24 protein-coding genes and 1 tRNA gene are annotated in these 26469 nt (G+C 62.8%); 14 read left to right on the top strand and 11 right to left on the bottom strand.

What is annotated here, in order from left to right:
• Positions 1–29: 29 nt before the first annotated feature.
• Positions 30–500 (bottom strand): Hsp20 family protein, encoded by a 471-nt coding sequence (locus ATY75_RS11185; RefSeq protein WP_064841446.1) that lies wholly within the window; start codon positions 498–500, stop codon positions 30–32.
• 425 nt (positions 501–925) lie between these two features.
• On the opposite strand from ATY75_RS11185, the gene ATY75_RS11180 reads away from it, so the two are divergent.
• Positions 926–1900: an alpha/beta hydrolase gene (locus tag ATY75_RS11180; RefSeq protein WP_088937587.1), complete on the top strand. Its 975-nt coding sequence runs from the start codon at positions 926–928 to the stop codon at positions 1898–1900.
• A gap of 27 nt (positions 1901–1927) precedes the next feature.
• Here the strand turns inward: ATY75_RS11180 and hisN are convergent, their stop codons facing one another.
• Positions 1928–2701: a histidinol-phosphatase gene (gene hisN / locus ATY75_RS11175; RefSeq protein WP_088937751.1), complete on the bottom strand. Its 774-nt coding sequence runs from the start codon at positions 2699–2701 to the stop codon at positions 1928–1930.
• 53 nt (positions 2702–2754) lie between these two features.
• On the opposite strand from hisN, the gene ATY75_RS33860 reads away from it, so the two are divergent.
• Positions 2755–2943 (top strand): hypothetical protein, encoded by a 189-nt coding sequence (locus ATY75_RS33860; protein WP_143535289.1) that lies wholly within the window; start codon positions 2755–2757, stop codon positions 2941–2943.
• 154 nt (positions 2944–3097) lie between these two features.
• Here ATY75_RS33860 and ATY75_RS11170 read toward each other — a convergent pair whose 3' ends face one another.
• Positions 3098–3979, bottom strand: coding sequence for an N-formylglutamate amidohydrolase (locus tag ATY75_RS11170; protein WP_088937586.1), 882 nt, complete (start codon positions 3977–3979; stop codon positions 3098–3100).
• A gap of 187 nt (positions 3980–4166) precedes the next feature.
• On the opposite strand from ATY75_RS11170, the gene cpdR1 reads away from it, so the two are divergent.
• The 3 genes from cpdR1 (at position 4167) to ATY75_RS11155 (ending at position 5497) form a co-directional block, all read left to right on the top strand.
• Entirely contained in the window at positions 4167–4529 is a 363-nt protein-coding gene (gene cpdR1 / locus ATY75_RS11165; RefSeq protein ID WP_003542883.1) for a response regulator CpdR1, read from the top strand.
• An 84-nt stretch (positions 4530–4613) separates the two neighbouring features.
• A tRNA-Val gene (locus ATY75_RS11160) sits at positions 4614–4688 on the top strand.
• Positions 4689–5005: 317 nt separating this feature from the next.
• Positions 5006–5497: a hypothetical protein gene (locus ATY75_RS11155; protein ID WP_245317556.1), complete on the top strand. Its 492-nt coding sequence runs from the start codon at positions 5006–5008 to the stop codon at positions 5495–5497.
• A gap of 65 nt (positions 5498–5562) precedes the next feature.
• Here ATY75_RS11155 and ATY75_RS11150 read toward each other — a convergent pair whose 3' ends face one another.
• Positions 5563–6285: a hypothetical protein gene (locus ATY75_RS11150; protein WP_088937584.1), complete on the bottom strand. Its 723-nt coding sequence runs from the start codon at positions 6283–6285 to the stop codon at positions 5563–5565.
• A 231-nt stretch (positions 6286–6516) separates the two neighbouring features.
• On the opposite strand from ATY75_RS11150, the gene ATY75_RS11145 reads away from it, so the two are divergent.
• Positions 6517–7029, top strand: a complete 513-nt coding sequence (locus ATY75_RS11145; protein WP_088937583.1) for an MgtC/SapB family protein — start codon at positions 6517–6519, stop codon at positions 7027–7029.
• 55 nt (positions 7030–7084) lie between these two features.
• On the opposite strand, the gene ATY75_RS11140 is transcribed toward ATY75_RS11145, so the two are convergent.
• Together ATY75_RS11140 and ATY75_RS11135 are read right to left on the bottom strand one after the other, a co-directional pair.
• Positions 7085–7264, bottom strand: coding sequence for a hypothetical protein (locus tag ATY75_RS11140; RefSeq protein ID WP_064840710.1), 180 nt, complete (start codon positions 7262–7264; stop codon positions 7085–7087).
• 59 nt (positions 7265–7323) lie between these two features.
• Positions 7324–7569, bottom strand: coding sequence for a hypothetical protein (locus ATY75_RS11135; RefSeq protein WP_190241343.1), 246 nt, complete (start codon positions 7567–7569; stop codon positions 7324–7326).
• 345 nt (positions 7570–7914) lie between these two features.
• Here ATY75_RS11135 and ATY75_RS11130 point away from each other — a divergent pair, with 345 nt between their 5' ends.
• Positions 7915–9006 (top strand): DUF475 domain-containing protein, encoded by a 1092-nt coding sequence (locus ATY75_RS11130; protein WP_088937582.1) that lies wholly within the window; start codon positions 7915–7917, stop codon positions 9004–9006.
• Positions 9007–9170: 164 nt separating this feature from the next.
• Here ATY75_RS11130 and ATY75_RS34570 read toward each other — a convergent pair whose 3' ends face one another.
• From ATY75_RS34570 to ATY75_RS11105, 5 genes are all read right to left on the bottom strand, one after another.
• Positions 9171–9341 carry a hypothetical protein gene (locus tag ATY75_RS34570; protein ID WP_088937581.1) on the bottom strand — a complete coding sequence of 57 codons (171 nt, stop codon included), beginning with the start codon at positions 9339–9341 and terminating at the stop codon, positions 9171–9173.
• A gap of 150 nt (positions 9342–9491) precedes the next feature.
• Positions 9492–11009: a tripartite tricarboxylate transporter permease gene (locus tag ATY75_RS11120; protein WP_088937749.1), complete on the bottom strand. Its 1518-nt coding sequence runs from the start codon at positions 11007–11009 to the stop codon at positions 9492–9494.
• Between the two features lie 86 nt (positions 11010–11095).
• Positions 11096–11587, bottom strand: a complete 492-nt coding sequence (locus ATY75_RS11115) for a tripartite tricarboxylate transporter TctB family protein (protein ID WP_088937580.1) — start codon at positions 11585–11587, stop codon at positions 11096–11098.
• Positions 11584–12528 carry a tripartite tricarboxylate transporter substrate binding protein gene (locus tag ATY75_RS11110; protein ID WP_088937579.1) on the bottom strand — a complete coding sequence of 315 codons (945 nt, stop codon included), beginning with the start codon at positions 12526–12528 and terminating at the stop codon, positions 11584–11586. Before ATY75_RS11110 ends, ATY75_RS11115 begins: the two co-directional genes overlap by 4 nt.
• Positions 12529–12808: 280 nt before the next feature.
• Positions 12809–13855, bottom strand: a complete 1047-nt coding sequence (locus tag ATY75_RS11105) for an ABC transporter substrate-binding protein (RefSeq protein WP_088937578.1) — start codon at positions 13853–13855, stop codon at positions 12809–12811.
• A gap of 457 nt (positions 13856–14312) precedes the next feature.
• Here ATY75_RS11105 and ATY75_RS11100 point away from each other — a divergent pair, with 457 nt between their 5' ends.
• The 7 genes from ATY75_RS11100 to ATY75_RS11070 all read left to right on the top strand — a co-directional run bounded on the left by ATY75_RS11100 (position 14313) and on the right by ATY75_RS11070 (position 26429).
• Positions 14313–16181, top strand: a complete 1869-nt coding sequence (locus ATY75_RS11100) for an adenylate/guanylate cyclase domain-containing protein (RefSeq protein ID WP_088937577.1) — start codon at positions 14313–14315, stop codon at positions 16179–16181.
• A 94-nt stretch (positions 16182–16275) separates the two neighbouring features.
• Positions 16276–16953, top strand: a complete 678-nt coding sequence (locus ATY75_RS11095) for a response regulator transcription factor (protein ID WP_064840717.1) — start codon at positions 16276–16278, stop codon at positions 16951–16953.
• Positions 16950–18332: a sensor histidine kinase gene (locus ATY75_RS11090; protein WP_088937576.1), complete on the top strand. Its 1383-nt coding sequence runs from the start codon at positions 16950–16952 to the stop codon at positions 18330–18332. Before ATY75_RS11095 ends, ATY75_RS11090 begins: the two co-directional genes overlap by 4 nt.
• Before the next feature lie 98 nt (positions 18333–18430).
• Positions 18431–21757 carry a transglutaminase family protein gene (locus ATY75_RS11085; RefSeq protein WP_088937575.1) on the top strand — a complete coding sequence of 1109 codons (3327 nt, stop codon included), beginning with the start codon at positions 18431–18433 and terminating at the stop codon, positions 21755–21757.
• Between the two features lie 29 nt (positions 21758–21786).
• A complete protein-coding gene (locus ATY75_RS11080; RefSeq protein WP_088937574.1) occupies positions 21787–24204 on the top strand; it encodes a circularly permuted type 2 ATP-grasp protein in 2418 nt (805 codons plus the stop codon).
• Positions 24205–24209: 5 nt separating this feature from the next.
• A complete protein-coding gene (locus ATY75_RS11075; protein WP_088937748.1) occupies positions 24210–25088 on the top strand; it encodes a transglutaminase family protein in 879 nt (292 codons plus the stop codon).
• A 111-nt stretch (positions 25089–25199) separates the two neighbouring features.
• On the top strand, positions 25200–26429 hold the full coding sequence (locus tag ATY75_RS11070; protein WP_088937573.1) for a TadE/TadG family type IV pilus assembly protein: 1230 nt from the start codon (positions 25200–25202) through the stop codon (positions 26427–26429).
• Positions 26430–26469 lie beyond the last annotated feature (40 nt).

Genomic DNA, 26469 nt, shown 5'->3' with positions numbered 1-26469 from the left:
CGTTCATTTTTCCCGTTAAGGGAAAGTGATCAGTCGTTGATGACCTGCGCCTCGATAGCCTTCGGAGCCTCGACCGGCTCTGCGGCAATCGTAATCTTCCGGGGCTTCATGGCCTCGGGAATGTTGCGCAGAAGGTCGATGTGCAGCAGGCCGTTCTTCAGCGAAGCGGCAGTCACCTCGACATGGTCGGCAAGCTGGAAGCGGCGCTCGAAGGCGCGCTTGGCAATGCCGCGGTAGAGGAATTCGCCGCTCTCGGCAGGCTCCTCGCTCTTTTCACCCTTGACGGACAGGACATGAGCATGGGCTTCGATCGAAAGTTCGGTCTCGTCGAAACCGGCCACCGCCATGGTGATCCGGTAGGTATTGTCACCGGTGCGCTCGATATTATAGGGCGGATAGGTCTGGGCCTGCTCCGGCTGGGCAAGGCTGTCGAGCATGGTGAAGAGCCGGTCGAAACCGACGGTCGAGCGATAAAGGGGAGAGAAGTCTACGTGACGCATGATGTCCTCCTGTGGAAGCGACGTGTTGCGATAAAATGCCCCTGACACCCCATCTTTGGCGGCCTCGGGACGGTTGCGCGGGCCCTCTTCGGCACCCGCAGCAAGGAGATGGTGATGGAATTTGACGAGTTCAAGACCCTTTCGAAATCACCCGATCGGCCCCGTGAACCCCGCATGAACGGCCGGTTCGGAGCCCATTCACACCCATCCGCCTAGAGATAGCCGCGTCGGGTGAATCTGGTCCCGATGGCTGAAGTGCATCGTCCCTTCTTCTTCAGCCTCAAACTCGGCCGGCTGTGAGCACCCTCATGCTCCTGCCGGCCCTTTTCGTTGCTTTACAGCCTTGCAGGGTCGCCGCTTTCCAAGCCGGATGCCATGCGCTATCCCTGATGCGAAGCAGTCAGCAGCGGTGCATTGGCAAAGTCATGGATCAGGTTCTCTATTCGACGCCCGACAATCCCGCCCCGGAAAACCGCACGGAAGGGTTCTTCGAAACCCATGACGGCCACCGGCTGCGCTACGCCGTTTTCCGCTCAGGCGCCCAGGTCGCCAAGGGCACGGTGGTCATCCTGCATGGCCGCAACGAATATATCGAGAAATATTTCGAGACGATCCGCGACCTGACGGCCAAAGGCCTCTGGGTCGCCACCTTCGATATGCGCGGCCAGGGCGGTTCTGGACGGCTCCTGAAGCGCCGCAACCACGGCCACATCCGCCGCTTCGTCGATTACGAGCGTGATCTCGACACCTTCCTCGAAAAGGTGGTGCTGCCGGATACCCGCCTGCCCTTCTACCTGCTCGCCCACTCCACCGGCGGGCTGATCGCGCTCTCGGCCGCGCCCTATCTTACCACCCGTATCGATCGCATGGTGCTGTCGGCGCCCTTCATCGGCCTGACCGGCCAGTCGGCCTCGCCCCGCGTCATCCGCACCCTGGCCGGCACGTTGACGGCAATCGGCCTTGGTTCCTTGCCGCTGACCTCGAAGCTGAAGGAGCCGGATTTCCGCGACAACCCGCTGACCTCGGACGAAACCCGCTTCGAGCGCAATGTCGCGATGATGAAGGCCCATCCGGAGTTGACGCTCGGGCCGCCGACGGCCCGCTGGCTGACCGAGGCTTTTCGCACGATGGACCGGGTCACGTCGCCCTACCATCTCTTCTCGATCACCATCCCGACCATCGTCATCGCCCCGACGCGTGACGGCGTTGTGCCCTATACGGCGCAGGAGCGGCTCTCGCGTTATTTCCGCGCCGGCCAGCTAGTGCCAATCAACGGCGCCCGCCACGAGATCTTCCAGGAACGGGATACCTATCGCGCCGCCGCCCTCGCCGCCTTCAACGCCTTCATTCCCGGCAGCGATGCCGAAGAAAACCAGGACGTCGCCGCCCTCGGCACCTGAGCCGGATCAGCAAAGCTGACCGGGGGATCAACGCTGCAGGATGGCGATCGCCTGATCGTAGACCGCCCGGCTACCGGCGGCGATGATCGAGCCACCGTTTTCGGGCCGTCCGCCGTCCCAAGTGGTGATGATGCCGCCCGCCCCTTCGATGACAGGAATGATGCCGCCGACATCATAGGGCTTCAGGCTGTTTTCGACGACGAGATCGATATGGCCGGCGGCAAGCAGCGCATAGGCGTAGCAGTCGCAGCCGTAACGGAAGAGCCGCACTTGGCTCTCGATCTTGCGGTATTTCTCCATCTCCGCGCCGGCGAAGAGATGCGGCGAGGTGGTGAACAAAATGGCGTTGGAAAGTGCGTCGCATGGGCGCGTCGCCAGCCGCCGCTCGCCCTCCGGCCCGCTATAGATCGAGCCGTTCTGGTCGGCGAAATAGCGCTCGCCGGTAAAAGGCTGCTCGATCATGCCCATGATCGCTCGCCCTTCTTTCTGCAGGCCGATCAGCGTTCCCCACACCGGCAGGCCGGAGATGAAGGCGCGCGTGCCGTCGATCGGATCGATGACCCAGACGTAGTCGCGGTCGAGCCCGACATTGCCGTGCTCCTCGCCGAGAATGCCGTGATCGGGAAAATTCTCCTCGATCAGCGCCCGGATGGCGAGTTCGGCCGCCCGGTCGCCCTCGGTCACCGGATCGAAACCGGAAGAAAGCTTGTTGGTGATATCGAGGCCGGAGCGGAAGCGCGGCAGCGTCTCCGCCTTGGCGGCCTCCGCCAGACGGTTGAAGAACGAGCGATCAGGAAGCATGGTCGATCCATTTGCTGGCGGGGAGTGGGCTTTCATAGCGAAAAGCGGCAGGAATGCAAACGCTGGCGGCTGAAGCATGTCGCGCAAAAGGGTGCAGCGGTTTTCCCCAGGCAAAGCGCGAAGCGCTTTTGGCGCAACGACATGTGCAAAAACAAAAGGCTAAAGGGCGAGGAGCAAAGCTGAAAGGTCGCGACGCGCCAGCTCGCCTGCCCAAAGATGTCGCAGCGCAATATATTGCTTGACATTTGTGCAACGCAATAGTAGCGTCCTTAGTACAGTCTTCTGACTGTAAATACCCTCCTTGGGTGTTTCCTCCCTAGACTTAGCCGCGCTTACAGCGCGGTTTTTTTTGGCCGGCAAGACTGGGGCCAACGTCACCGAAATCGAAATGCAGATTTATTCGGCAGCCAGCGCCCGGTCGCCGGCGAATTTCTCGACATAATCCGCCATCTGCTGCATGAAAACCGTGACCGCCTCGGCCACTGCGGCGAAGTCGGCGCGTTTTTCCAGCGTTACCTCGTCGACATAGATCGCCCGGTTCACTTCGATCTGCAGCGCATGCAGCCCGCGGGAGGGCCGGCCGTAATGTTCGGTGATGAAGCCGCCGGCATAAGGCTTGTTGCGGATCGCCGCAAAGCCCATTTCCTCGAGGATGGCGATGGCGGCGCGCGAAAGTTCGGCCGAAGCACTGGTGCCGTAACGATCGCCGATGATGAAATCCGGCCGCGCGGTGCTGCCGGCGACGCGCACATTGCCGGGCATCGAATGGCAGTCGATCAGCACCCCGAAACCGAACTGCACATGCGTTCGCGCGATCAGCCGCCGGAGCGTCGCATGATAGGGCTTGTAGACCGCTTCGACCCGATCCAGCCCCTCCTGCACCGGCAGCCGCCGCGCATAGATCTCCATGTTCTCGGCGACGATGCGCGGAATGGTGCCGAGCCCGCCGGCGACCCGGAGCGAATTGATATTGGCATAGGGCGGCAGCAGTCCGTCGAACATCCGCGGATCGAGCTCGTAGGGCTCGCGATTGACGTCGAGATAGGCGCGCGGAAAGTTGGCGGCCAGCAGCGGTGCGCCGAGTGCCACGGCCGAGCCGAACAGCTCGTCGACATAATGATCCTCGGAACGGCGGATGGCGATGCCCTCGAGCCTGGACTGCGCGATAAATTCCGGTGGATAAATACGGCCGCTATGAGGGGAGTTGTAGACGAAGGGAATGGTCTGCGACACGGGCTCATGAACCTCAAAAAGCTCGTATTCGCGTATCTCCGGCACTTTCGGCCCTCTTTACCATGTCATGAACTGACTGCTTTGCCCATGTTGCCAGTTGCCCGGCCCCAAGTCCATACTATGTAGACGGGATGGCGGTCGCGCACAGGCAATTCACCGGTTGTTTACCGGGTAAAGACTAGTGTAAACCCCGGGCACCCACCAAAAACTTATTGATCAGCGGTCTGGATTGATGACTCAGAAGATACTTCTCGCAGAAGACGACAACGACATGCGCCGCTTCCTGGTGAAAGCGCTCGAAAAGGCCGGTTACAAGGTCCTTTCCTATGACAATGGCGCCAGTGCCTATGACCGGCTGCGCGAGGAGCCGTTTTCTCTGCTGCTGACCGATATCGTCATGCCCGAGATGGACGGCATCGAGCTGGCGCGCCGCGCCACCGAACTCGACCCCGACCTGAAGGTGATGTTCATCACCGGTTTTGCCGCCGTGGCGCTGAACCCTGATTCGAAGGCGCCGAAGGATGCCAAGGTCCTTTCCAAGCCATTTCACCTGCGCGACCTCGTCGACGAGGTCAACAAAATGCTTGCCGCATAAGGCTTGCCGGGCGGCGCGTCACAAAACTGCAAAAAGCCTATTGACGGCTCCAAAGGTTTTGTGATCTATGCGCCGCCATCGGATGGGCGTGTAGCTCAGCGGGAGAGCACTACGTTGACATCGTAGGGGTCACAGGTTCAATCCCTGTCACGCCCACCATCCGATCTCCCTGACATCGTTGATAAATCCCCGCCACGGGGATTTTCGAATTCTTGAGACCGGAACGCCTCCCAAATCCGGCCCGTTGCAGTGCAAGGGGCTTGCGGGTGAAGAGCCCGTACATGATCCGGGTCGGCTTCAATTGGCTGTGGGACCCACCTTTCGCTCACCCGCCACCGATCGCTGACCCAGCCTGGCAGTCGATGAAATCTTGGTGCCGTTGCCGACGGAGCCAAATTCGGACACAGAACCATGCCATGGCGAATCGAGGCTGAGGTCGTGATTCGCCTCGCCAGGACATGGGGTTCGAGATCGAAATGAAATTATCTACGCTTGTCGCCGCCGCGCTTTCCGCCGCCTTTGCCTTGCCGGCCTTCGCCGCGCCGGCGTCTCCGCCTGAGACCTTTCCCGGCGCACCCGGCGTCATTACCCTTTCCGGCAAATGCGCCAAGCTGGTTGTCGCCAAGTTCGACGCCACCAAGGGCTGCAAGAACGAGCTTGCCAGCGTCACGCTGGCCAATGGCGTGGTGACCTTCATCTTCACCTCGGAGGGCAAGGCGCTCGGCTTTCAGGGCGACGGCAGCGGCATCAAGCCCGCTTCCAACGGCAATGCCCGCCTGCCGCTCAGCCTCGTCACCACCGGTGTGGGCAACAAGATGACCGGAGAGGTCAAGGTCGCCGGCTTCTGCACCTTCGGCAATCCCTATGCCGGCAAGCCGATCGCCATTGAATGCACGGCCGAAAGCAAGGATTCCTCCTTTACCGGCAGCTTCCGCACCGGCGGCAAGCTGGTGAAGAAAGGTAAATAGCAAGAAGCTCCGGCAGACTGCGCCAGAGCTTTGCGGCTATGCTTCGCTGAAAAAGCCGGATGCCGTCAGGCGCACCAGGCGCCGCCGGCAGCCCCCGGCTTACGCGCCAGCCCCTCATTGATCAGTTGCGCGCCGAAGGAGCGCCCGTCACGCGAGACGACGCGCGGCGCGCCTGAAGGCTCGGCTTTGCCCGCGGCATTCATCGTGAACGGTCCGGCGTTCAGGAGCCCCAGCAGCCGCGACTTGGCGGCAAAGGCCACCCGGCGTTCGCCGTCGCAACGCGCCTGGTCGACGGCGGGGCTTGCCATGTCGGCGATCACGATCTTCTCGCCCTTGTACCAGAAGACGCCGCCGTCGCCGACACAGTTGATATGCGCGCCCTGGCCGCAATAACCGAAGGCGACCGTCCCGCTTTCCGGAGCGGCAGGGGAAACCGGGGACGGCGCCGCCTTGACCGGCTGGATCGTCGGCGTCGGGATCGTCGCCGGCGGCAGCAACTGCGATTGTTTCACCGGCGGTGCCGCTTTCGGCGTGGGTGTGGCAAGCGCCACCTGCTTCGGCGGCACATCCTTCCGGACAGGCCCCGGCTCCGCTGCGTCCCGTGCGATCGGCGCCGATTGCCGTGGGAGCATCGGCTCGATGCTCTTCCAATGGTCGTGGGCGACGATACCGCCGATCGCGGCAATGCCGATCACCGCCCAGGGCAACAATCCGCCACCGCTGCTGCGCGTTTTGCTCTTTCCTCTCGCCGGCGCCCTGCGGCGGCCGCGTGTCGCTGTCTTGGCCATCTGTCCGATTCCCGTGAGGCCGCAATTATCGCCGCCCAATCCTTTCTGAAAGGTTGGCGCGGCGACAGGATGATGCCGGTTTCACCGATCTGTGCCTCGAGTGTCGCGCAGGCATCGACCGTCAGTGGAGACGCCCGTGGGGCAATCCACCCGCACCGGTGAAAAAAGCCGAACAAATCTAGCGCTCACACGTTAGCCAGCGAAAAATTCATATGCGGTAGGAAAAAATCCATGGAACTGATCATCGCCGACATGATACCGGCGTCGCGCATTCATTATCCCGTCATCTTCGCCCGCCTGCTCGGCGCCATTGTCTTCGGCGGGCTGATCGGCTTCGAGCGTGAGGCACGCGACCGCCCGGCAGGCTTCCGCACCCATATTCTGATCAGTCTTGCCGCGGCCCTCTTTGCCATCATTTCGATCGAAGCGGTGCACATGCCGGGTTTTGCCGATGATGAGCAGGTACGGATCGATCCGCTGCGCGTCATCGAAGCCGTGACCGCCGGCGTCGCTTTCCTTGCCGCCGGCATGATTGTTTTTGCCAGAGGCCGGGTGCACGGGCTGACGACGGGGGCCGGCATGTGGCTTTCCGGCGCGATCGGCCTTGCCATGGGCTTCGGTTATTGGCCGATCGCCTTCTTCACGGCGCTGGCCGCCATCTGCGTGCTCTTTGCCTTCGGTAAGCTCGAACGACGGCTCGGCTACAATTCCGGGCAGCGTGTCGATGAGGATAAACCTCGATAAGGCGAAACGCCCGGCATAATGCCCGGCGTCCGTATCAGCGTGACGGCCGGTCTGCTCATTCCGAGCGTGTGGCCGAAGGATCGCTTTTCCCAACCGATGCCTTGGCGCCGATGGACGGGGCGAGCGGCTTTTGGCCTTTTCCGATATCGATGCGCTCGTCCGCCGCCTCGCGTGCGGCCTGCCATTCATTTTCGTGCCGGATGAAGATCTCGCGGGGCACAAAGTTGATCGTCATATATTTCTCACCTGTTCGAATTGACTGTCGACGCGCCAAAGACGCGTGCGGAATGCCGGTTATTTCTTGCTCGCCGCATTGCCCTTGAAGTCGGCGCCCTTGATGTCTGGGCCACCCTTGGAAAGATCGGCGCCGGTGACGTGGGCGGGCACGTGAATGTCGTGATAGATGCCGGGCGTCAACGTCAGGTCGACATGGTGCGGCGGCAGCACTTGCGCCTTCTGCATGCGGTTCGGCTTCGCCCGCTTCATGCGGTCGGACGCCTCTGTGCGTTTGTCGGGAACATGGGTCGAAGTGTGCATCATCGGCCTCCTTTTCAGCTCAACCATGGTCTAACGGGCAGGCACCGGGATGGTTCCAAAAAAACACTTCATTTCCATGCGGCCGCCGGACTTGACTGGCCGGGGAAGTTGATTAACTAAGGCCTGTCCCGCAGCCTTCCAGACATCGGCTACGGGTAATTTGGTGCCGGGCCCCTCTGGCGAGAGTTTTTACGGCGCTCTCGTGATGTCGGTACCGCCTGCAGCTTAGCCGGCGGATTTTTCATCGATGAACAAGCTCAACATGCCTTATCCGCATGCCCGTTGTGGCATGCCGCGTTTCTCACTCTCCACTCTCTCCACCACGATTTGCGGCCGCGAGGTGCGGCCATGAACCAGCCCGCGACCCACCATTCCTCGCTCAGCTATTTCCGCTGGGCCTTCATCGTCACCGCTCTCGGTCTTATTCTCGGCGCCGTGCTCGGCTGGCAAACGACAGGCACGATCGGCGGCATGGCGACGGTCTTCTTCATCTGCACAGTGCTTGCGGTGCTGGAGATTTCGCTGTCCTTCGACAATGCCATCGTCAACGCCAACAAGCTGAAGGAGATGACGCCGGTCTGGCAGAAGCGCTTCCTCACCTGGGGCATCATCATCGCGGTCTTCGGCATGCGCATCGTCTTTCCGCTGGCGATCGTTGCGATCGCGGCGCGGATCGGCCCCTGGGATGCGCTTGTGCTCGCCGCCCGTGAGCCGGAAGAATATGCCCGCATCATGAATGACGCGCATCTGCCGATCGCAGCCTTCGGCGGCACCTTCCTGATGATGGTCGGTCTCAGCTATTTCTTCGACAATGAGAAGAAAATCCACTGGTTCCGCGGCCTGGAAAAGGTCATGGCGCGCTCAGCCACCATCAGGGGCATCGAGATCGCTTTCGTGCTGGCGCTGATGCTTGTTTTCTCCTGGCTGATCGGCGGCGAGGAAGCCAGCATCTTCGTCCATTGCGCCATCTACGGCCTGCTCACCTTCCTCGCGGTCGAGGTCGTCGGCGAACTGCTCGATGCGTCGCAGCAGACGATGAGCGCTGCCGCCAAGGGCGGCCTCGGCGCCTTCATCTATCTCGAGGTGCTGGATGCCAGCTTCTCCTTCGACGGCGTCATCGGCGCCTTCGCACTGACGCAGAACCTCTTCGTCATCGCGATCGGCCTCGGCATTGGCGCCATGTATGTGCGCTCGATGACGATCATGCTGGTGGAGAAGGGAACGCTTGCCGAATACCGCTATCTCGAGCACGGCGCCTTCTACGCCATCCTGATCCTCTCGGTGATCATGTATGCGCAGACCCTGGTGCACATCCCCGAAGTGATTACCGGTCTCGGCGGCGCGACGCTGATCGGCCTGTCGCTCTGGTCGTCGATCCGCCACAACAAGCGCGAGCGGCTGGAAGATCACGCCGGTCGGCAGGACGAGCTTCACGCCTGACGCTGACAATGCATGCCGCCCGGAGCTGGGTAGCGGTTCCGGGTCGACAGGCGCAAACGAAGACCAAGGCCGCAGCGCTGCCCTTGCGGCACCGTCTTTCGGACAAAATAAAGCCCGCGACCATCCGGTTGCGGGCTAATTCATTCATGCATGACTTGAAGGTCTTAGCGGGAGACCTGACCGAAGGAGGTCGGGTCGATGCCGAGTTCCTTCAGATCGCGGGCCTGCGGCCGGCGACCGGCTTCAACTGCGGCGCTGACCGCATTTGCGGCGCCCAGCACGGCAAATGCGCGACCGAAGAAACCTGTGCGGACTGACTTGCGGATGGCGGACATTGTCCATTTCCTCTTGTTTTGATTGACCGCCTGTAGATGGCGTCGCGCACATACCTCCACAATGCCCAGACAATCACCGCAGCCATGCAAAAAGAAGAGGCCGGCGCATGTCTCCATGGCCGGCCGTGAGGGAGGGGTAATGTCGTCTTTTTAATCTTCGTTTGCCGCCAGTTGCGACAGCACCTGGCCGCGGCCGCGAATTCGCAGGATCAGCGGGATGAGGAAGGCCGCCGCCGCAACGATCAGCAGGCCTGCCGCGATCGGCGACATCACCAGCGTCGTGACGTCGCCCTGGCTGATCGCCAGCGCGCGGCGAAGCTGCTGCTCGGCAAGCGGCCCGAGGATCAGGCCGACGACCGTCGGCGCGATCGGATAGCCGAAGAGCCGCATCACGTAACCGAGCAGGCCGAAGGCGAGCAGCATGCCGAGCTCGAACACCGATGGGTTGGCGCCGATCGTCCCGAGCGTCGCAAACAGCAGGATGCCGGCATAGAGCCACGGCTTCGGGATCGTCAGCAGCTTTACCCAGAGCCCGATCATCGGCAGGTTCAAGACCAGCAGCATTGCATTGGCGGTGAGCAGGCTGGCGATCAGACCCCAGACAAGCTGCGGATTGGTGGCAAACAGCAGCGGCCCCGGCTGCAGGCCGTATTGCTGGAAGCCGGCAAGCATGATCGCCGCCGTCGCCGTCGTCGGCAGGCCGAGTGTCAGAAGCGGCACCAGCGTGCCGGCGGCCGAGGCGTTATTGGCAGCCTCTGGACCGGCCACGCCCTCGATCGCGCCATGGCCGAACTCTTCCGGGTTCTTGGCCAGCCGCTTTTCGGTGGCATAGGAGAGGAAGGTTCCGATTTCGGCGCCGCCCGCCGGCATGGCGCCGATCGGAAAGCCGATCAGCGTGCCGCGCAGCCAGGGCTTCCACGAACGCGACCAGTCCTGCGCCGTCATCCACAGCGAACCCTTGACCGCCTCGACCTTCTCGGCGATCCGGTTGCCCTGCGCGGCGATATAGAGCGTCTCGCCGATCGCAAACATCGCCACCGCAAGCGTCGTCACCTCGACACCGTCGAGCAGGTCGGGAATGCCGAAGGAAAGCCGCGCCTGCCCCGTCTGCTGGTCGATGCCGACCATGGCGAGCGCGAAACCGATGAACAGCGAGGTCAGACCCCTGAGGGCTGAATCGCCGAAGGCCGAGGAGACGGTGACGAAGGCCAGCACCATCAGCGCGAAATATTCGCGCGGCCCGAAGACCAGCGCCAGCTTGACGATATAGGGCGCGATGAAGGCAAGCCCGAGCGTCGCAATCAGGCCGGCGACGAAGGAGCCGATCGCCGCTGTCGCCAGCGCCGGTCCGCCGCGCCCGGCGCGCGCCATCTTGTTGCCCTCGAGCGCAGTGACGATCGAGGCGCTTTCACCCGGCGTATTGAGCAGGATCGAGGTGGTCGAACCGCCGTACATGCCGCCGTAATAGATGCCGGCGAACATGATCAGCGAGCCGCCGGGATCGAGTTTGTAGGTGACGGGCAACAGCAGCGCCACGGTGAGCGCCGGGCCGATGCCGGGCAGCACGCCGACGGCAGTGCCGAGTGTGACGCCGACCAGCGCATAAACCAGGTTCATCGGCTGCATCGCAACCAGGATACCCTGCCATAGGAATTCGAATGTGCTCATCTTGGTGTCCCAAGCGGCGTTCCAGACCATGCGATCGGGTCAGGCGCCGCGTAAAATCAAAAGAGCTGACAGCGCGTCGCGCGCGGTCAGAAGAACAGATGTTCGAGCGGGCCGGCCGGCAGCGTCAGCTGCAGCAGCTGCGAGAAGATCGCCCAGACGACGAAGCTGAGGAGGATGCCGAGCGGCAGCGAGAGCCAGAGCTTGCGTTTGCCGAAACCGCGTGCCGTCAGCGCGAAGAGGATGCCGGTGGCGATCGAGAAGCCGGCGACGCGCAGGAGCAGCATCTGGCCGGCAAGACCGGCAACGATCCAGACGACCGGCGCCACTTCCTGCTGATCGCGCTCCGGAAACTCGCCGCGCCAGGCTTCGGCGGCGGTCCAGATCCCGAGACAGAAGAGGCCGAACGCCACCACTTCTGGCACGGTCGCCGGGCCGATGCGGTCGTATTGGGCGATCGTTTTCAGATGCGAGGCATCCCAGGCCATCACGCCGGCGATGACGAAGAGGAAAACGGCAATGATGAACGCCGCCCAATCAGGGCGGCGTGTCGTTGCCGAGGAGGTGTTATCCTCGCTCATTGAACAAGTCCGATATCTTTGAGAATGCCTTCGGTGGCGGAGACATCCTTCTCGAGCTGCGCCTTGAAGGCGTCGCCGGACAGATAGGTGTCGGCCCAGCCCTTGGTCTTCAGCGTTTCCTGCCAGGTCGCCGAGCTATGCAGCTTCTCGAAATCGGCGGTCACGCTTGCCACCTGTTCTACCGAGAGGCCCGGGGCTGCGGCCACCATGCGCCAGTTCTGGATGGTGACGTCGGTGCCGGCTTCCTTCAGCGTCGGGGCATCGACGCCGTCGATGCGCTTGTCGCTGGAGACGGCGAGAAGCCGGAGCGTGCCGGATTTCACCTGCGATTCGAACTCGCTGTAGCTCGAGACGCCGGCCGTGACCTGGCCGCCGAGAATGGCGGCGAGCGCTTCACCGCCGCCGGAGAAGGCGACATAGTTGATCTTGGTCGGATCGACCCCGGAGGCCTTGGCGATCAGGCCGACCGTGATGTGGTCGGTACCGCCGGCCGAACCGCCGCCCCAGGAAACCGCGCCCGGATCCTTCTTCAGCGCCGCAACCAGATCGGCCATGGTCTTGATCTCGGATGCGGCCGGAACGACGACGGCTTCATATTCGCCGGTCAGACGGGCGATCGGTGTGACGTCCTTGAGTGTCACCGGCGACTTGTTGGTGAGGATTGCGCCGACCATGACATAGCCGCCGACGATCAGCGAATTCGGATTGCCGGCAGCCTGGCTGCTGAACTGCGCCAGGCCGATGGTGCCGCCGGCGCCGGGCACGTTCTGAACCTGGACGTTGCCGGAGATCTTCTCCTGCTGCAGCGCTGTCTGCAGCGAACGGGCCGTCTGGTCCCAGCCGCCGCCGGGCGCAGCCGGCGCGATGATGGTGTAGTCGGCCGCATAGGCCGGCAGCGCGATGGTCGCGGCAAGAAGGGTTGCGATGAAAGTATGCTTCACGATGTGTCCTCCGTGGGCGGCTGAGCGAACCGCCTGTTATTCTCTGGAATCGGAAGGAATGGCCGGCAGCGGACGTGATTGTCCTGATGACGAGCAGAATACCTCCCAAGGCTTCAGCTCTCCGCCTCCACGGAGAAGAAGTAGCCAAAGCCACCACAACAAGCTGTCATTTAGCTGACATCGGCGAGATATCCAGGAGAAGAGGCCACTTTTTTGCCGTAATTGCCGGGCGCCGGCCCAAACCCGGTCCTATGTGTGGACCGGCCGAAAGCTGACGCCTTCACTGCGCCCGCAGAACCTCGTTCCAGTGCGCGATCAGCCGCGCCCGTTTCACCTGGTCGAGATAGACCATCAGCCCGGGGCTGACCGGCACCGGCCGCAGTTGGGCGCCGAGCAGTTCCTGCAGCGTATTGGCGGTATTTTCTCCCGCCACCTCGGGGCTGACGGCCGGGATTTGCAGCTCGCGCGCCATGATCGTCTGCCCTTCCCTCGACATGAAAAAGGTCAGATAACGCCGGCCGAGTTCCGGCTCGGCGGCCGCCTGCGGCACCAGCCCGATCCGCGACATCACCACGGTATAATCCTTCGGCAGCACGATGCCGACGTCCGGGTATCGCGACGCCCAGTCGGCCGCATAGGAGCCGAGAATATTGTAGCCGAGCACGAAGCGCCCGTCGGCAACTCGCTCGAGGATCGCAGAACTCGTCGAATAGAGCTTGACGCCAGCAGCCCCCATCGCTCCGATCACCGACCAGATATCGCCGAACTGCTCCTGGTCGCGCGCCATGAACAGAAAACCGACGCCGGAGCGCTCGATGTCGTAAGTGCCGATCCGCCCATAGACCTCGTTGCCCTTGCGCTTCAGGTAATCGACGAATTCCGCCCGCGAGCGCGGCACCGGCTCATGCACAAAGCTCGGCTTGTGGTAGACGAACACCGCCGGCTCAAAGGTCAGCGCATAGGCGGTGTTGCGCCAGTTCGCCCATTTCGGCCATGCGGCACTCATCGGCAGGTTGCTGACCTGCGCATATCCGTCGTTGGAGAGCTTCACCTGCAGGTCCATCGCCGAGGAAAAGGCAAAATCCGCCGTCTTCTTGCCGGCATCCGTCTCCCTGACGATCCGGTCGTAGATATCGCCGGTCAGCATGTCCTCGTATTTGACCGCGACATCGGGATTGGCTTCCTGGAAACCCCGGATCATCGGCTGCGCCAACGGCTCGTCGAGCGAGGAATAGACCGTCAGCACCGGCGCATCCGCATTGCCCGATTTCGCCGGATAGAAGGCTTGATCGGCCAGCGAAAAGCCCGGCCAGAACGCCAGCAGCAAGATGAAAACTCTCCTCATGCAGCAACAATGCCTCAGCATGCCGGGGGGAGCAAGGGCGCCGGAACTAGGCGAGCGCTACCCATCAGAGCATTCTGCGCACGCAGCAACAAGCCTTGGCAACTTCGGCTTTAGCAGCGCAAATCCAGGTGCTGCCGAGGTTCGACTTAAGCTCCCAAACCGATCGAGGGCACTTTATCCAAGACCGACCCCGAAGCATCGTCCAAAGCACATCACTCCGATTCCTCCGATTATAATCGCCCTTTCACCACAAAGGATTAGCGTCGAACGCCATCCTTCACCCATTCAGAGTATTGATGAAGATCGGCGACGCTATATGGTCGCGCTGCCGTGTCAAACCGTCGAAACCGCCCGAATTTTGTCATTCGTGGGACGACTCTACGCGACAAAAACTCTATAAAAAGCTAGGACTAATCTGGGAAGATCCATGGGAGGGGTCATGGAACGACGACTGAGCGCTATTCTCGCTGCGGATGTCGTTGGCTACAGCCGACTGATGGGCATTGATGAGGCAGGCACGCTGCAGGCGCTGAACCGCCACCGCTGCGAACTGGTCGACATTCGTATTTCGGACTATAAGGGCCGCATCGTCAAACTCACCGGCGACGGCATCCTTGCCGAATTCCAGAGCGTGGTGAACGCGGTGGCCTGCGCGGCCGAAATCCAGCGCAGCATGGCGGCCCGCAACGAGAACGTGCCCAGGGACGAGCGAGTCGAATTCCGTATCGGCATCAATCTCGGCGACGTCGTGGTCGAGAACGGCGATATCTTCGGAGATGGCGTCAATCTTGCCGCCCGGCTTGAGCGTATCGCGCCCCCGGGTGGCATCGCCGTGTCGGCCTCGGTGCGCGATCAGGTCGGCGCGCGCCTCAATCTCGGCTTCGAATTCATCGGCGAGCATGTGCTCAAAAACATCCGGCAGCCGGTTCAGGTCTATACCGTCACCCTGGCGCCGCCCTCCTCGGCGAAATTGGTGGCGCAGAACCGCAATACCTGCTTCATCGCGGTGCTGCCCTTCACCAATATGAGCGGCGATGCCGACCAGGACTATTTCTCCGACGGCATCACCGAAGACATCATCACCGATCTCTCCAAGATCTCCAGCCTGCACGTCGTGCCGCGCAATACCATCTTCACCTACAAGGGCATATCGGTGAAGGTGAAGCGGCTCGCCCAGGAACTTGGCGTGCGCTACGTGCTCGAGGGAAGTGTGCGCATCTTCGGCAATCGCGTGCGCATTTCCGGCCAGCTGATCGACACCGCCAATGGCGATCACCTCTGGGCCGAGCGTTATGACCGCGACCTGACCGACATCTTTGCCATCCAGGACGAGATCACCCATGCGATCGTCGGCCAGTTGAAGGTGCGTCTGCTGCCGGAGGAGAAGAAGGCGATCGCCAATGAGCCGACCGCCAATGTCGAGGCCTATACCTATTATCTCCGCGGCCGCCAGCTCTCCCACACCTGGACCAAATCCTATCTCCAGCTCGCAAGGCGGATGTTCTGCAAGGCGGTCGAACTCGATCCGGATTATGCCCGCGCCTATGCCGGCATCGCCGATTGCGACGCGGCGATCCGCGATTGGGCACCCGACGACGTGCCGCTGAGGCGCATCCTCGAGATGAGCGCCCGCGCGCTGGCACTTGATCCCGACCTTCCCGAAGCCCACGCCTCCCATGGTCTGGCCCTGCATCAGAGCGGCTACGATGACAGGGCAGCGGCGGCCTTCGAACGTGCCCTGGCGCTCGACCCCAACCTATTCGAGGCGAATTTCCATTATGCCCGATTCTTCTTCATGCACGGCAACTTTGCCGAATCCGTTCAATACTTCACCCGCGCCGCCGCGATCCGTCCCGACGACTACGTCTCGCCGATCCACCTGATGTCTGCCTACCGCTCGCTCGGCCGTGTGTTGGATACCGAAAACTGGGCGCGTCTCGGCCTGCTGCGCGCCGAGCGCGCGCTCAACCTCAATCCGGAAAATTCCGGCCCGGCTCATCGTGGCGCGCTGGCGCTTGCCCATATGGGCGATGTGACGAGGGCGCGCGACTGGGCCGCCCGCGCCATCGCCATCGATCCCGACGACATCGTCGCGCAGTATAATCTCGCCTGCGTCTATTCCGTCCTCGGCGACGTCGGCCAGGCGATCGATCTTCTTGAGAGGCTGCTGCCGCACAGCTCCGTGTACCATATCAAATGGTTCAACAATGATTCCGATCTCGACAACATCCGCGACGATCCACGCTTCCAGAGGCTGCTGGCCGCCGCAATGATTCAGCGCGAACGGATCGAAAGGACCGGGAGCTGAAATCGGCTTTCCCACGGCCGTTCACCAATCTTCAAAATCGCTGTGACAACCTCTCGTCGCCCCTGTAACTTCCGTTGAAAACAGGGGGACATCCGTGCGCATCCTGCTCACCGAAGACAATATCGCGCTGGCCGACGGCCTGTCGGCGATCTTGCGCGGCACAGGCCATGCCGTCGATGTCGTCCATGATGGGGCATCCGCCAATGCGGTCATCGCCGCGGAAAATTTCGATCTTGTCATTCTCGACCTCAACCTGCCCGAGATGGACGGGCTCGACGTGCTGCGCGCCATGCGCGCCCGGCAGAACCAGGCAGCCGTCCTCATCCTGACCGCGCGCGGCACGCCGGAAGAACGGGTGAAGGGCCTCGATCTCGGCGCCGACGATTATCTGATCAAACCCTTCGACATATCAGAATTCGAGGCCCGCGTGCGCGTGCTGCTGCGCCGTCAGGCCGGGCTGCGCTCGGCGACCGTCAGTTTTGGCGGCATCTCTTTCGATCTCAATTCCCGCGCCTTCTCGGCAGGCGCCACGCCGCTTGATATTCCCGCCCGCGAACTGGGGCTGCTCGAAATTCTTTTCATGCGGGCCGGCAAGGTCGTCGCCAAAGAGGCGATCATCCAGTCGCTGACCGCCTTCGACGACGACATTTCTTCAAATGCCATCGAGCAATATGTCAGCCGCCTGAGGAAGCGCCTCTCGCCGCACGGCCTGACGGTCAAGACCGCCCGCGGCATCGGCTATTATCTCGACAAGCTCCCCGAGGTCTCATGAAAGCCGCCTATTCCCTCAGGCGCCGGCTGCTTTTCTGGCTGCTCGTCTCCACAGCCGTTATCGGCACGCTGGCGCTTGCCGATACTTACCGGGAGGCTGTGCAGACCTCGAACATCGTCTCCGACCGGGTGCTCGCCGGCTCGGCGCTGGCGATCGCCGAACGCGTCGTCGTCGCCGAAGACGGCACGCTGCAGGTCGATATTCCCTATGTCGCGCTTGAAATGCTGACCTCGGCCGCGCAGGACCGCGTCTTCTACCGCGTCGACGGTCCGCCGGGTAAATTCATCACCGGCTACCAGTCCCTGCCGGTCCTGAACAAGACGCCCGCCAATGCCGCCGCCTTCGCCGACGACACCTTCCGCGGCGAGCCGATCCGCGTCGCCACGCTCGAACGCTCCGCCTCGACCGGCATCCGCTCCGTGCCCTTCGTGGTCACGGTCGCCGAAACCACGATCGCCCGCCGGCAGCTGGCGCAAGCGATCCTCGTCCGCTCGGCACTGCGCCTCGCCTTCATGATCGCGGGTGCCGCTGTCATCGTCTGGATCTCGGTCACCGTGGCGCTGCGCCCGCTCTACAAACTCGGCGATGCCATCGGCGAACGCAGCCCCGATGACCTGCATCCGATCGCGCAGACCGTGCCGAGCGAGGTCGAGCCGCTGGTCGATACGGTGAACAGCTTCATGGTCCGCCTGCAATCGGCACTCGATGCGCTGCGCCATTTCACCGGCAATGCCAGCCACCAGCTGCGCACGCCGCTTGCGATCATCCGCACCCAGCTTGCCCTTTCCGCCCGCGCCGGCTCGCTTGAGGAGGCGCAGGCGGCAGCGCTGAAGGGCGATCAGGCCGTGGCGCATGCCGAGCGCATCCTCGCCCAGCTTCTGCTGATGGCAAAGATCGACGCCGCCACTGCCAAGGAGGCGCTGACCGCCGCCGCCATCGATCTTGCCGCCATCGCCCAGGACATCACCGGCGAGCAGATCCCGACGGCGGCCAGCGCCGGCATCGATCTCGGTTTCGAGGGCGAGAGCCCGGCGATGATCCGCGCCGAGCCGCTGCTGATCGGCGAAATGCTGCGCAACCTTGCCGGAAATGCCATCGCCTATGCCGGAAAAGGGGCGGAGGTTACCGTCCGCGTCATCGCGTCAGCGGAGACGATCCGCCTCGAAGTCGAGGACAACGGCCCCGGCATTCCCCGCAATAAGCTGGAGGCAGTGCGCGGCCGTTTTTCGCGCGGCAATCAGACAGGGGCGCAAGGCACCGGCCTCGGCCTGCCGATCGTCGAAGAAATCGCCAATCTTTTCAACGCCGACCTGACGCTTGAGCCAGGCCGGGACGGCAAGGGCCTGAAGGCGGCCATCACCTTCGCCAAGGCGGCGTAAAAGCCTTTGGCCCTCCTTGCTTTCTTTCGCTGCATTGCACACACTGATGTCGGGAACAGCAAGCCGCACGACGATGCGCGCCGGATAAAAAGAGCAATATGTCGATCAAAGCCAGCATCTATCATCTGACGCATTACACCTATGACAAGCCGGTCCGCCTCGGCCCCCAGATCATCCGGCTGAAACCTGCCTCGCATTCGAAGACAAGGGTGCTCAGCCACTCGCTGAAGGTCACGCCTTCCAACCACTTCGTCAACCTGCAGCAGGACCCTTACGGCAATTACCTGGCGCGCTACGTCTTCCCGGACCCGGTGACGGAATTCAAGATCGAGGTCGATCTCGTCGCCGACATGACGGTCTATAATCCCTTCGACTTCTTCGTCGAGGAAGAGGCGACCAAGTGGCCCTTCGGCTATCCGGAAACGATCCAGGAGGATCTGTCGATCTATATGACGCCGGAACCGGCCGGCCCGCGGCTGAAGGCGTTGCTGCCGACGCTCGACTGGTCGCCCGGCCAGGCGACGGTCGATATGGTCGTCGGGTTGAATGCCCGCCTGCAGCGGCAGATCGGCTATGTCATCCGCATGGAAACCGGCGTGCAGACGCCGGAGGAGACGCTCGAAAGCGCCAAGGGTTCTTGCCGCGACACCAGCTGGCTGCTCGTCCAGATCCTTCGCCATCTCGGCCTTGCCGCCCGCTTCGTCTCCGGATACCTCATCCAGCTGACGCCGGATCTGAAAGCGCTCGACGGTCCCTCCGGCACCGAAGTCGATTTCACCGACCTGCATGCCTGGGCCGAGGTCTATCTGCCCGGCGCCGGCTGGGTCGGCCTTGACCCCACTTCCGGCCTCTTGACCGGCGAAAGCCATATCCCGCTGGCCGCCACGCCGCATTACCGCAACGCCGCCCCGATCTCCGGCGGTTACTTCGGCGAAGCCGAAACCGAATTCGCCTTCGACATGAAGGTCTCGCGGGTCGCCGAGCACCCGCGCATCACCAAGCCCTTCTCCGATGAAAGCTGGGAGGAGCTCAACGAACTCGGCGAGAGGGTCGACCACATCCTCGAGGCCGAGGACGTGCATCTGACGATGGGCGGCGAGCCGACCTTCGTTTCGATCGACGACTTCCAGTCCGAGGAGTGGAACACCGCCGCCGTCGGCCCGACCAAGCGTGAAAAGGCCGACAGCCTGATCCGCCGGCTGCAGGAACGCTTCGCCCCCGGCGGTTTCCTGCATTACGGCCAGGGCAAGTGGTATCCGGGCGAAAGCCTGCCGCGCTGGACCTTCTCGCTCTACTGGCGCCGCGACGGCAAGCCGGTCTGGCAGAACCTCGATCTGGTCGCCGTCGAAGGCAAGGATACCGGCGTCACTTCAGAGGATGCCGAAAAGCTCCTGACGGCGATCGCGAAAGAATTGGCGATCAAGCCCGACATGGTGCAGCCGGCCTTTGAGGACCCGGCTGACTGGATCATCAAGGAAGGCAATCTTCCCGAAAACGTCGATCCGGCGAATTCGAAGCTGAAGGATCCCGAAGAACGCAACCGCATCGCCCGCGTCTTCGATCGTGGCCTCACCGTCCCCACAGGCTACATACTGCCGGTCCAGGCATGGAACGCCAGGGCCGCTGAAAGCCGGGTCTGGGTCAGCGAGAAATGGCGCACCCGCCGCGGTAAGATCTTCCTCGTTCCCGGCGACAGCCCGATCGGTTACCGCCTGCCGCTCGGCACCCTGCCCTATGTCCCCCCGGCGCGTTATCCCTATATCCACCCTGCCGATCCGACGATCCCGCGCGAACCGCTGCCCGATGTCTTCATACCGGCCGGCCGCGCCATGCCGGAAGCTTCCTTCCACGCCGGCGAGAGCAATCGCAGCCGGATCGAACAGACGCTCGGTGAGATCGGCGGCGCCGTGCGCACTGCCATGTCGGTCGAGCCGCGCGACGGCAGGCTCTGCGTCTTCATGCCGCCGGTCGAGCGCATCGAGGACTATCTCGAACTGATCGCCGCGGCCGAAAACGCCGCCGGCGGACTCAAGCTTCCCGTCCATATCGAAGGTTATCCGCCGCCGCAGGACGAGCGCATCAACGTCATCCGCGTCGCCCCGGATCCCGGCGTTATCGAGGTCAACATTCATCCTGCCTCGAACTGGAAGGAATGCGTCGACATCACCACGGCGGTCTATGAAGAGGCGCGCGCCACCCGGCTCGGCGCCGACAAGTTCATGATCGACGGCCGTCATACCGGCACCGGCGGCGGCAACCATGTCGTCGTCGGCAGCGCCAATCCGAACAACAGCCCCTTCCTGCGCCGTCCCGATCTCTTGAAGAGCGTCGTCCTCCACTGGCAGCGCCACCCCTCGCTCTCCTACCTCTTCTCCGGCATGTTCATCGGCCCGACCAGCCAGGCGCCGCGCATGGACGAGGCCCGCCATGACAGCCTTTACGAGCTGGAGATCGCCATGGCGCAGATCGCGGCTCCCGGCCGCGGCCAGCCGCCGCTGCCTTGGCTCGTCGACCGGCTGTTCCGCAACCTTTTGACCGATGTCACCGGCAACACCCACCGCGCCGAGATCTGCATCGACAAGCTGTTTTCGCCCGACGGCCCGACCGGCAGGCTCGGCCTCATCGAGTTCCGCGGCTTCGAGATGCCGCCAAACGCGCGCATGTCGCTTGCCCAGCAATTGCTGGTGCGCGCGCTGATCGCCCGTTTCTGGGTCAACCCCGTCGACGGCAAGTTCGTCCGTTGGGGCACGACCCTGCACGACCGCTTCATGCTGCCGCATTTCGTCTGGGCCGATTTCCTCGACGTGCTTGCCGACCTTCGCCAAAACGGCTTCGATCTCAGCCCGGAATGGTTCAAGGCCCAGCTCGAATTCCGCTTCCCCTTCTGCGGCGAAGTCGAATACGAGGGATCGAAGCTGGAACTGCGCCAGGCGCTGGAGCCGTGGCATGTCATGGGTGAGGAAGGCGCAGTCGGCGGCACGGTGCGCTACGTCGACAGTTCCGTCGAGCGCCTTCAGGTGCGGTTCGAAACCAGCAATGCGGCACGCTACACCGTCACCTGCAACGGCCGCATCCTGCCGCTGACACCGACCGGCACATCGGGCGTGTCGGTCGCCGGCGTCCGCTACAAGGCCTGGCAGCCGGCTTCCGGCCTGCATCCCGTCCTGCCCGTCAACACGCCTTTGACTTTTGACATTTATGATACATGGTCGAAGCGTTCGATCGGCGGCTGCATCTATCATGTTGCCCATCCGGGCGGCCGGACCTATGACACCTTCCCGGTCAACGGCAACGAGGCGGAAGCAAGGCGGCTCGCCCGCTTCGAGCCGTGGGGACATACGGCGGGCGGCTATATTCCCCGCGCCGAGACGGGTTCGCTGGAATTCCCGCTGACGCTGGATCTGCGGCGGCCTGCTGGAATTTGAGGCCGGGGTGAGGGGTAGCTTGGGTTTTGATGGGTAAGAGGCCGGCAGCAGAGCGCAGGGAAGAGGCAGTGGACCGCACCGGCAAACGTGCGGCCTTCGACTATGCGCCGCTTCCCGACACCGCCGACGAGATGGTTGACAACAAGGGCAGGGTCCGCCCGGTCTGGCAGCATTTCCTCTCGCATCTGAGCGCGATGCCGGAAAAGGATCTTGCCGAGCGTTTCGCCCGCGCCGACCGCTACCTCCGGGACGCCGGCGTCTTCTACCGTGCCTATGGCAGCAAGGGCACCGGCGAACGCGCCTGGCCGATCTCGCATATCCCGGTGCTGATCGACGAACGCGAATGGCAGACGCTGTCGGCCGGCCTCGTCCAGCGCGCCGACCTGCTGGAGGCGATCGTCGCCGATATCTACGGCGACAACCGGCTCGTGGAAGAAGGTGTGCTGCCGCCGGCGCTGATGGCCGCCAATCCCGAATTCCAACGCCCGCTCGCCGGCATCCGGCCGGCATCCGGCCATTATCTGCATTTCTGCGCCTTCGAGATCGGCCGCGGGCCCGACGGCAACTGGTGGGTGCTGGCCGACAGGACGCAGGCGCCGTCGGGCGCCGGTTTCGCGCTGGAAAGCCGCGTCGCCACGACCCGGGCCTTCTCGGATATCTATGCCGAAACCCCGGTCCACCGCCTCGCCTCCTTCTTCGGCGGCTTCCGCGATGCGCTGCAGGGCATGAAACATTCGGGCGACGACCGCATCGCCGTGCTGACCCCGGGCCCGGCCAACGAGACCTATTACGAGCACGCCTATATCGCGCGCTATCTCGGTTTCATGCTGCTCGAGGGCGAGGATCTGACGGTCGTCAAGGGCCGCGTCATGGTGCGCACCGTCGCCGGCCTGAAGCCGATCGGCGTGCTCTGGCGCCGTCTCGATTCGGCCTTTGCCGATCCGTTGGAACTGAACCAGAATTCGCATATCGGCACACCCGGCCTCGTCGAGGCGCTGCGCGCCGAAAGCGTCACCATCGTCAATGCGCTCGGCACCGGCGTTCTCGAGACCCGGGCGCTTCTGGCCTTCATGCCGACCATCTGTCGCCGTCTGCTGGGGCAGGATCTGCAGCTGCCTTCGATCGCCACCTGGTGGTGCGGCCAGGAGGAAGAACGCGAGCACGTCGCCAGGAATATCGAGAAGATGGTGATCGGCCCGGCCTATTCCCGCGCGCCCTTCTTCGACGACGACGGCGAATCCGTGCTCGGCTCGTCGCTGCGGGCGACCGCCAAGGATTCCATCACCGACTGGCTGAGTTCGGACGGCCCGAAACTTGTGGGACAGGAGGTCGTGACGCTGTCGACGACGCCCGCCTGGGTGAACGGCAAGCTGGTGCCGCGGCCGATGTCGCTGCGCGTCTTTGCCGCCCGCACGGCGACCGGCTGGCAGATCATGCCCGGCGGTTTTGCCCGCATCGGCTCCGGCGCCGATGTCGCGGCGATCGCCATGCAGTCGGGCGGCGCGGCCGCCGACGTCTGGATCGTCAGCGACAAGCCGGTCGAACGCCACACGCTGCTGCCGGCCGAGGGCAGTTTCACCCGCAACATGCCGGGCAGCCTGCCGAGCCGGGCGGCCGACAATCTGTTCTGGCTCGGCCGCTACATCGAGCGCGCCGAAGGGGCGCTGCGCATCCTGCGCGCCTGGCATGCGCGTTACGCCGAAGCCGCCGATCCGAGCCAGCCGCTGCTCGCCGACGTCTCCGCCTATCTCGCCGCCGTCGATATCGATACCGCCGAACCCGTGCCGGAAACGCTGTTGCGCAACATCGACAGCGCCGTGTATTCGGCGAGCAACATCCGCGACCGCTTCTCGCCGGACGGCTGGCTGGCGCTCAACGATCTCGCCAAGACCGCCCGCCGCTTCCGCGTTACCGTCTCGGCCGGCGACGACGCCAGCCATGCGATGACGATCCTTCTGCGCAAGCTCGCAGGCTTTGCCGGCCTCGTGCACGAGAACATGTACCGCTTCATGGGCTGGCGTTTCCTCTCGCTCGGCCGCTATATCGAGCGCGGCCTGCACATGACCCGGCTGCTCGGCCATATGTCCGGCCCGGAAGCGCCCGACGGCGCCCTCGACATGCTGCTCGAGATCGGCGACAGCGTCATGACCCACCGCCGCCGCTACAACGTCAACACCGCGCGGCTGACCGTCACCGACCTGCTGGCGCTCGATCCCCTCAACCCTCGCTCGGTCCTCTTCCAGGTGAACGAGATCCACCATGAGGTCGAGCAACTGCCGAATGCGCTGATCAATGGCCAGATGTCGCCCTTTTACCGCGAGGCGATGAGGCTTCATTCCGGTCTGGCGGTGATGACGCCGGAGGGCATGGGGGTCGAGGTCTATCAGCGGCTCGAACGCGAATTGGAGCAGCTTTCCGATCTGCTCGCGCAGACCTATCTCGGGTGACGGCGATGCTTTACGATCTTTCGCTGCGCATGGGTTACAGCTACGACGTGCCGGCCTCCGGCGCCCGCCACATCATGCGGCTTATGCCGCTATCGCTGACCAACCGGCAGCGCCTGGTCGCCGGCTCGATCACCATATCGCCGACGCCGGACGAACAGTCGCATTTCGTCGATTTCTTCGATCATCCCGCCACCGCTTTCATGCTGCGCGCGCCGCACGAGACGCTCGACATCCGCATGCAGGCCCGTGTGCAGGTGGAAAGCCAGCCGATCGCCGTCGATTTCTCGCCGCTGCTGGCCGACCTGCCGGAGGAAATAGCCGGCATCTGGTCTCTGGCGCCGGATTCGCCGCACCACTTCCTCGGCGACAGCCCGCGCCTGACCCAGACGCGCGAGATCGCCGACTATGCGCGAAGCTGCGCCATGCCTGATCTGACCGCGATGCAGATCGCCTATGCGCTCTGTGCCCGCATCCACAAGGATTTCAGCTACGACGCCGACGCGACGACGGTGGACACGACGCCGATCGAGGCATTCAGGCTGAAGCGCGGCGTCTGCCAGGATTTCACCCACATTATGATCCTGGCGCTCCGCAGTCTCGGCATTCCGGCGGGTTACGTCTCGGGTTTCCTGCGCACCATCCCGCCGCCCGGCAAGGAACGCTTGGAAGGGGCGGATGCCATGCATGCCTGGGTCAGGATCTGGTGTGGCGAGACCATCGGCTGGATCGAACTCGATCCGACCAACGACATCTCAGCCGGCACCGACCACATCGTCGTCGCCTACGGCCGCGATTATTCCGACGTCGTCCCCGTCATCGGCGTGTTGAAAAGCTATGGCGGCCAGCGCGCCGTCCAGGCGGTCGACGTAATCCCGCTGAAATAATCCCAAAACTGGAAAAATCCGCCGATTCGTTAGAATTGAATGGACGCCGTAAGGACGGCGTAAAGAAGTAGCGACGCCTAATGTAACCCACAGGGTCCATTTCGGGTGAACATGATGCGCACCTCCTTCTTGCATCCCTGCCTGCGTCGCATGTTGAGCGACCGTGGCGGCAATTTCGGTATCATGACGGCTATCCTGCTGCCCGTTCTTGTCGGTGCTGCCGGCATGGCGATCGACTATTCGAATATGGCGCTGTCGAAGCGCGAGTTGCAGGAAGCCACGGACTCGGCGGCTATCGCCGCAGCGACTGCGCTCGCCAATGAGAAGATCGACGAGGCCGGCGCGAAAAGCCTTGCGAAGGATTTTGTCGCCGGACAGATGGCACAGGTTCTTGCGAAGAACTCCATTCAAGGCTCGATCAAGGATAAAACGAACGTCAACGTCACGACCACGGCAAATGGTACAAAGAGCAAGATCTTCAAGGTCGATGTCAACACCTCCTTCGACCTCCCGCTCAGTCCCCTGATGCGCGTCTTCGGTAAAGCGACGCAGACCATCAGCGCGACAAGTAGCGGCGAGAACGGCCAGACCGATACACAAGGCGCACTCTCGATGTATCTGGTCCTCGATCGCTCCGGTTCGATGTCTTTCATAACCGATCAGAAGAAAACGAAGCCGTCGAAATGTGACAACTACACACAAGACAGTTGGCCGGATCCGGACAAAGATTTGAAGTCCTACTGCTATATCCGCAAGATAGAGGCGTTACAGACAGCGGCTGCTGGGCTTTTCACCGAACTTAACAAAGCCGATCCAACGAGCGAACTCGTGCGTGTCGGCGCTGTCTCCTATACGGACAAACAACAAGCGGCCAAAGCGATCAATTGGGGCACTGCGGACGCGGCGAGCTACGTCTCGGCTCTCCCCTATTTGCCGACCGGCGGCACAGATGCGAGCGATGCGCTTGATACGGCCTACAAGGCTCTGAAGTCCTCGACCGAGGGCACCGATACGGAGACCCAGAAGCACAAATCCAAGAATCACAACAGTTTCCAACGATATATTATCCTGATGACCGACGGTGAAATGACGGGCAACGGTAGTTCGTGGAATAGTTCACTCGACAAGGAAGTCCGCGATCTCTGCACTGTGGTAAAAAGCGATGGCATTACCATCTTTACCATTGCCTTCATGGCTCCGCAGAGGGGCAAGGATCTGCTCCAGGCCTGCGCAAGCAGTACCGCGAACTATTATGCTCCCGACAACATGGCCAAGCTGGTCGAAGATTTCGGCGACATCGCCGCAAAGGCTACAAGCTCGATCACCCGTCTGACGAACTAAGTCACGAAGTCGGTGTGGGGGTCGATACAAAGCCGCGCCG

Origin of the sequence: Rhizobium sp. N122, assembly GCF_002211295.1 — a bacterium.
Lineage (GTDB): Bacteria > Pseudomonadota > Alphaproteobacteria > Rhizobiales > Rhizobiaceae > Rhizobium.
The sequence above is the reverse complement of the archived record's forward strand: the minus strand, read 5'-3'. Positions and strand labels throughout refer to the sequence as shown.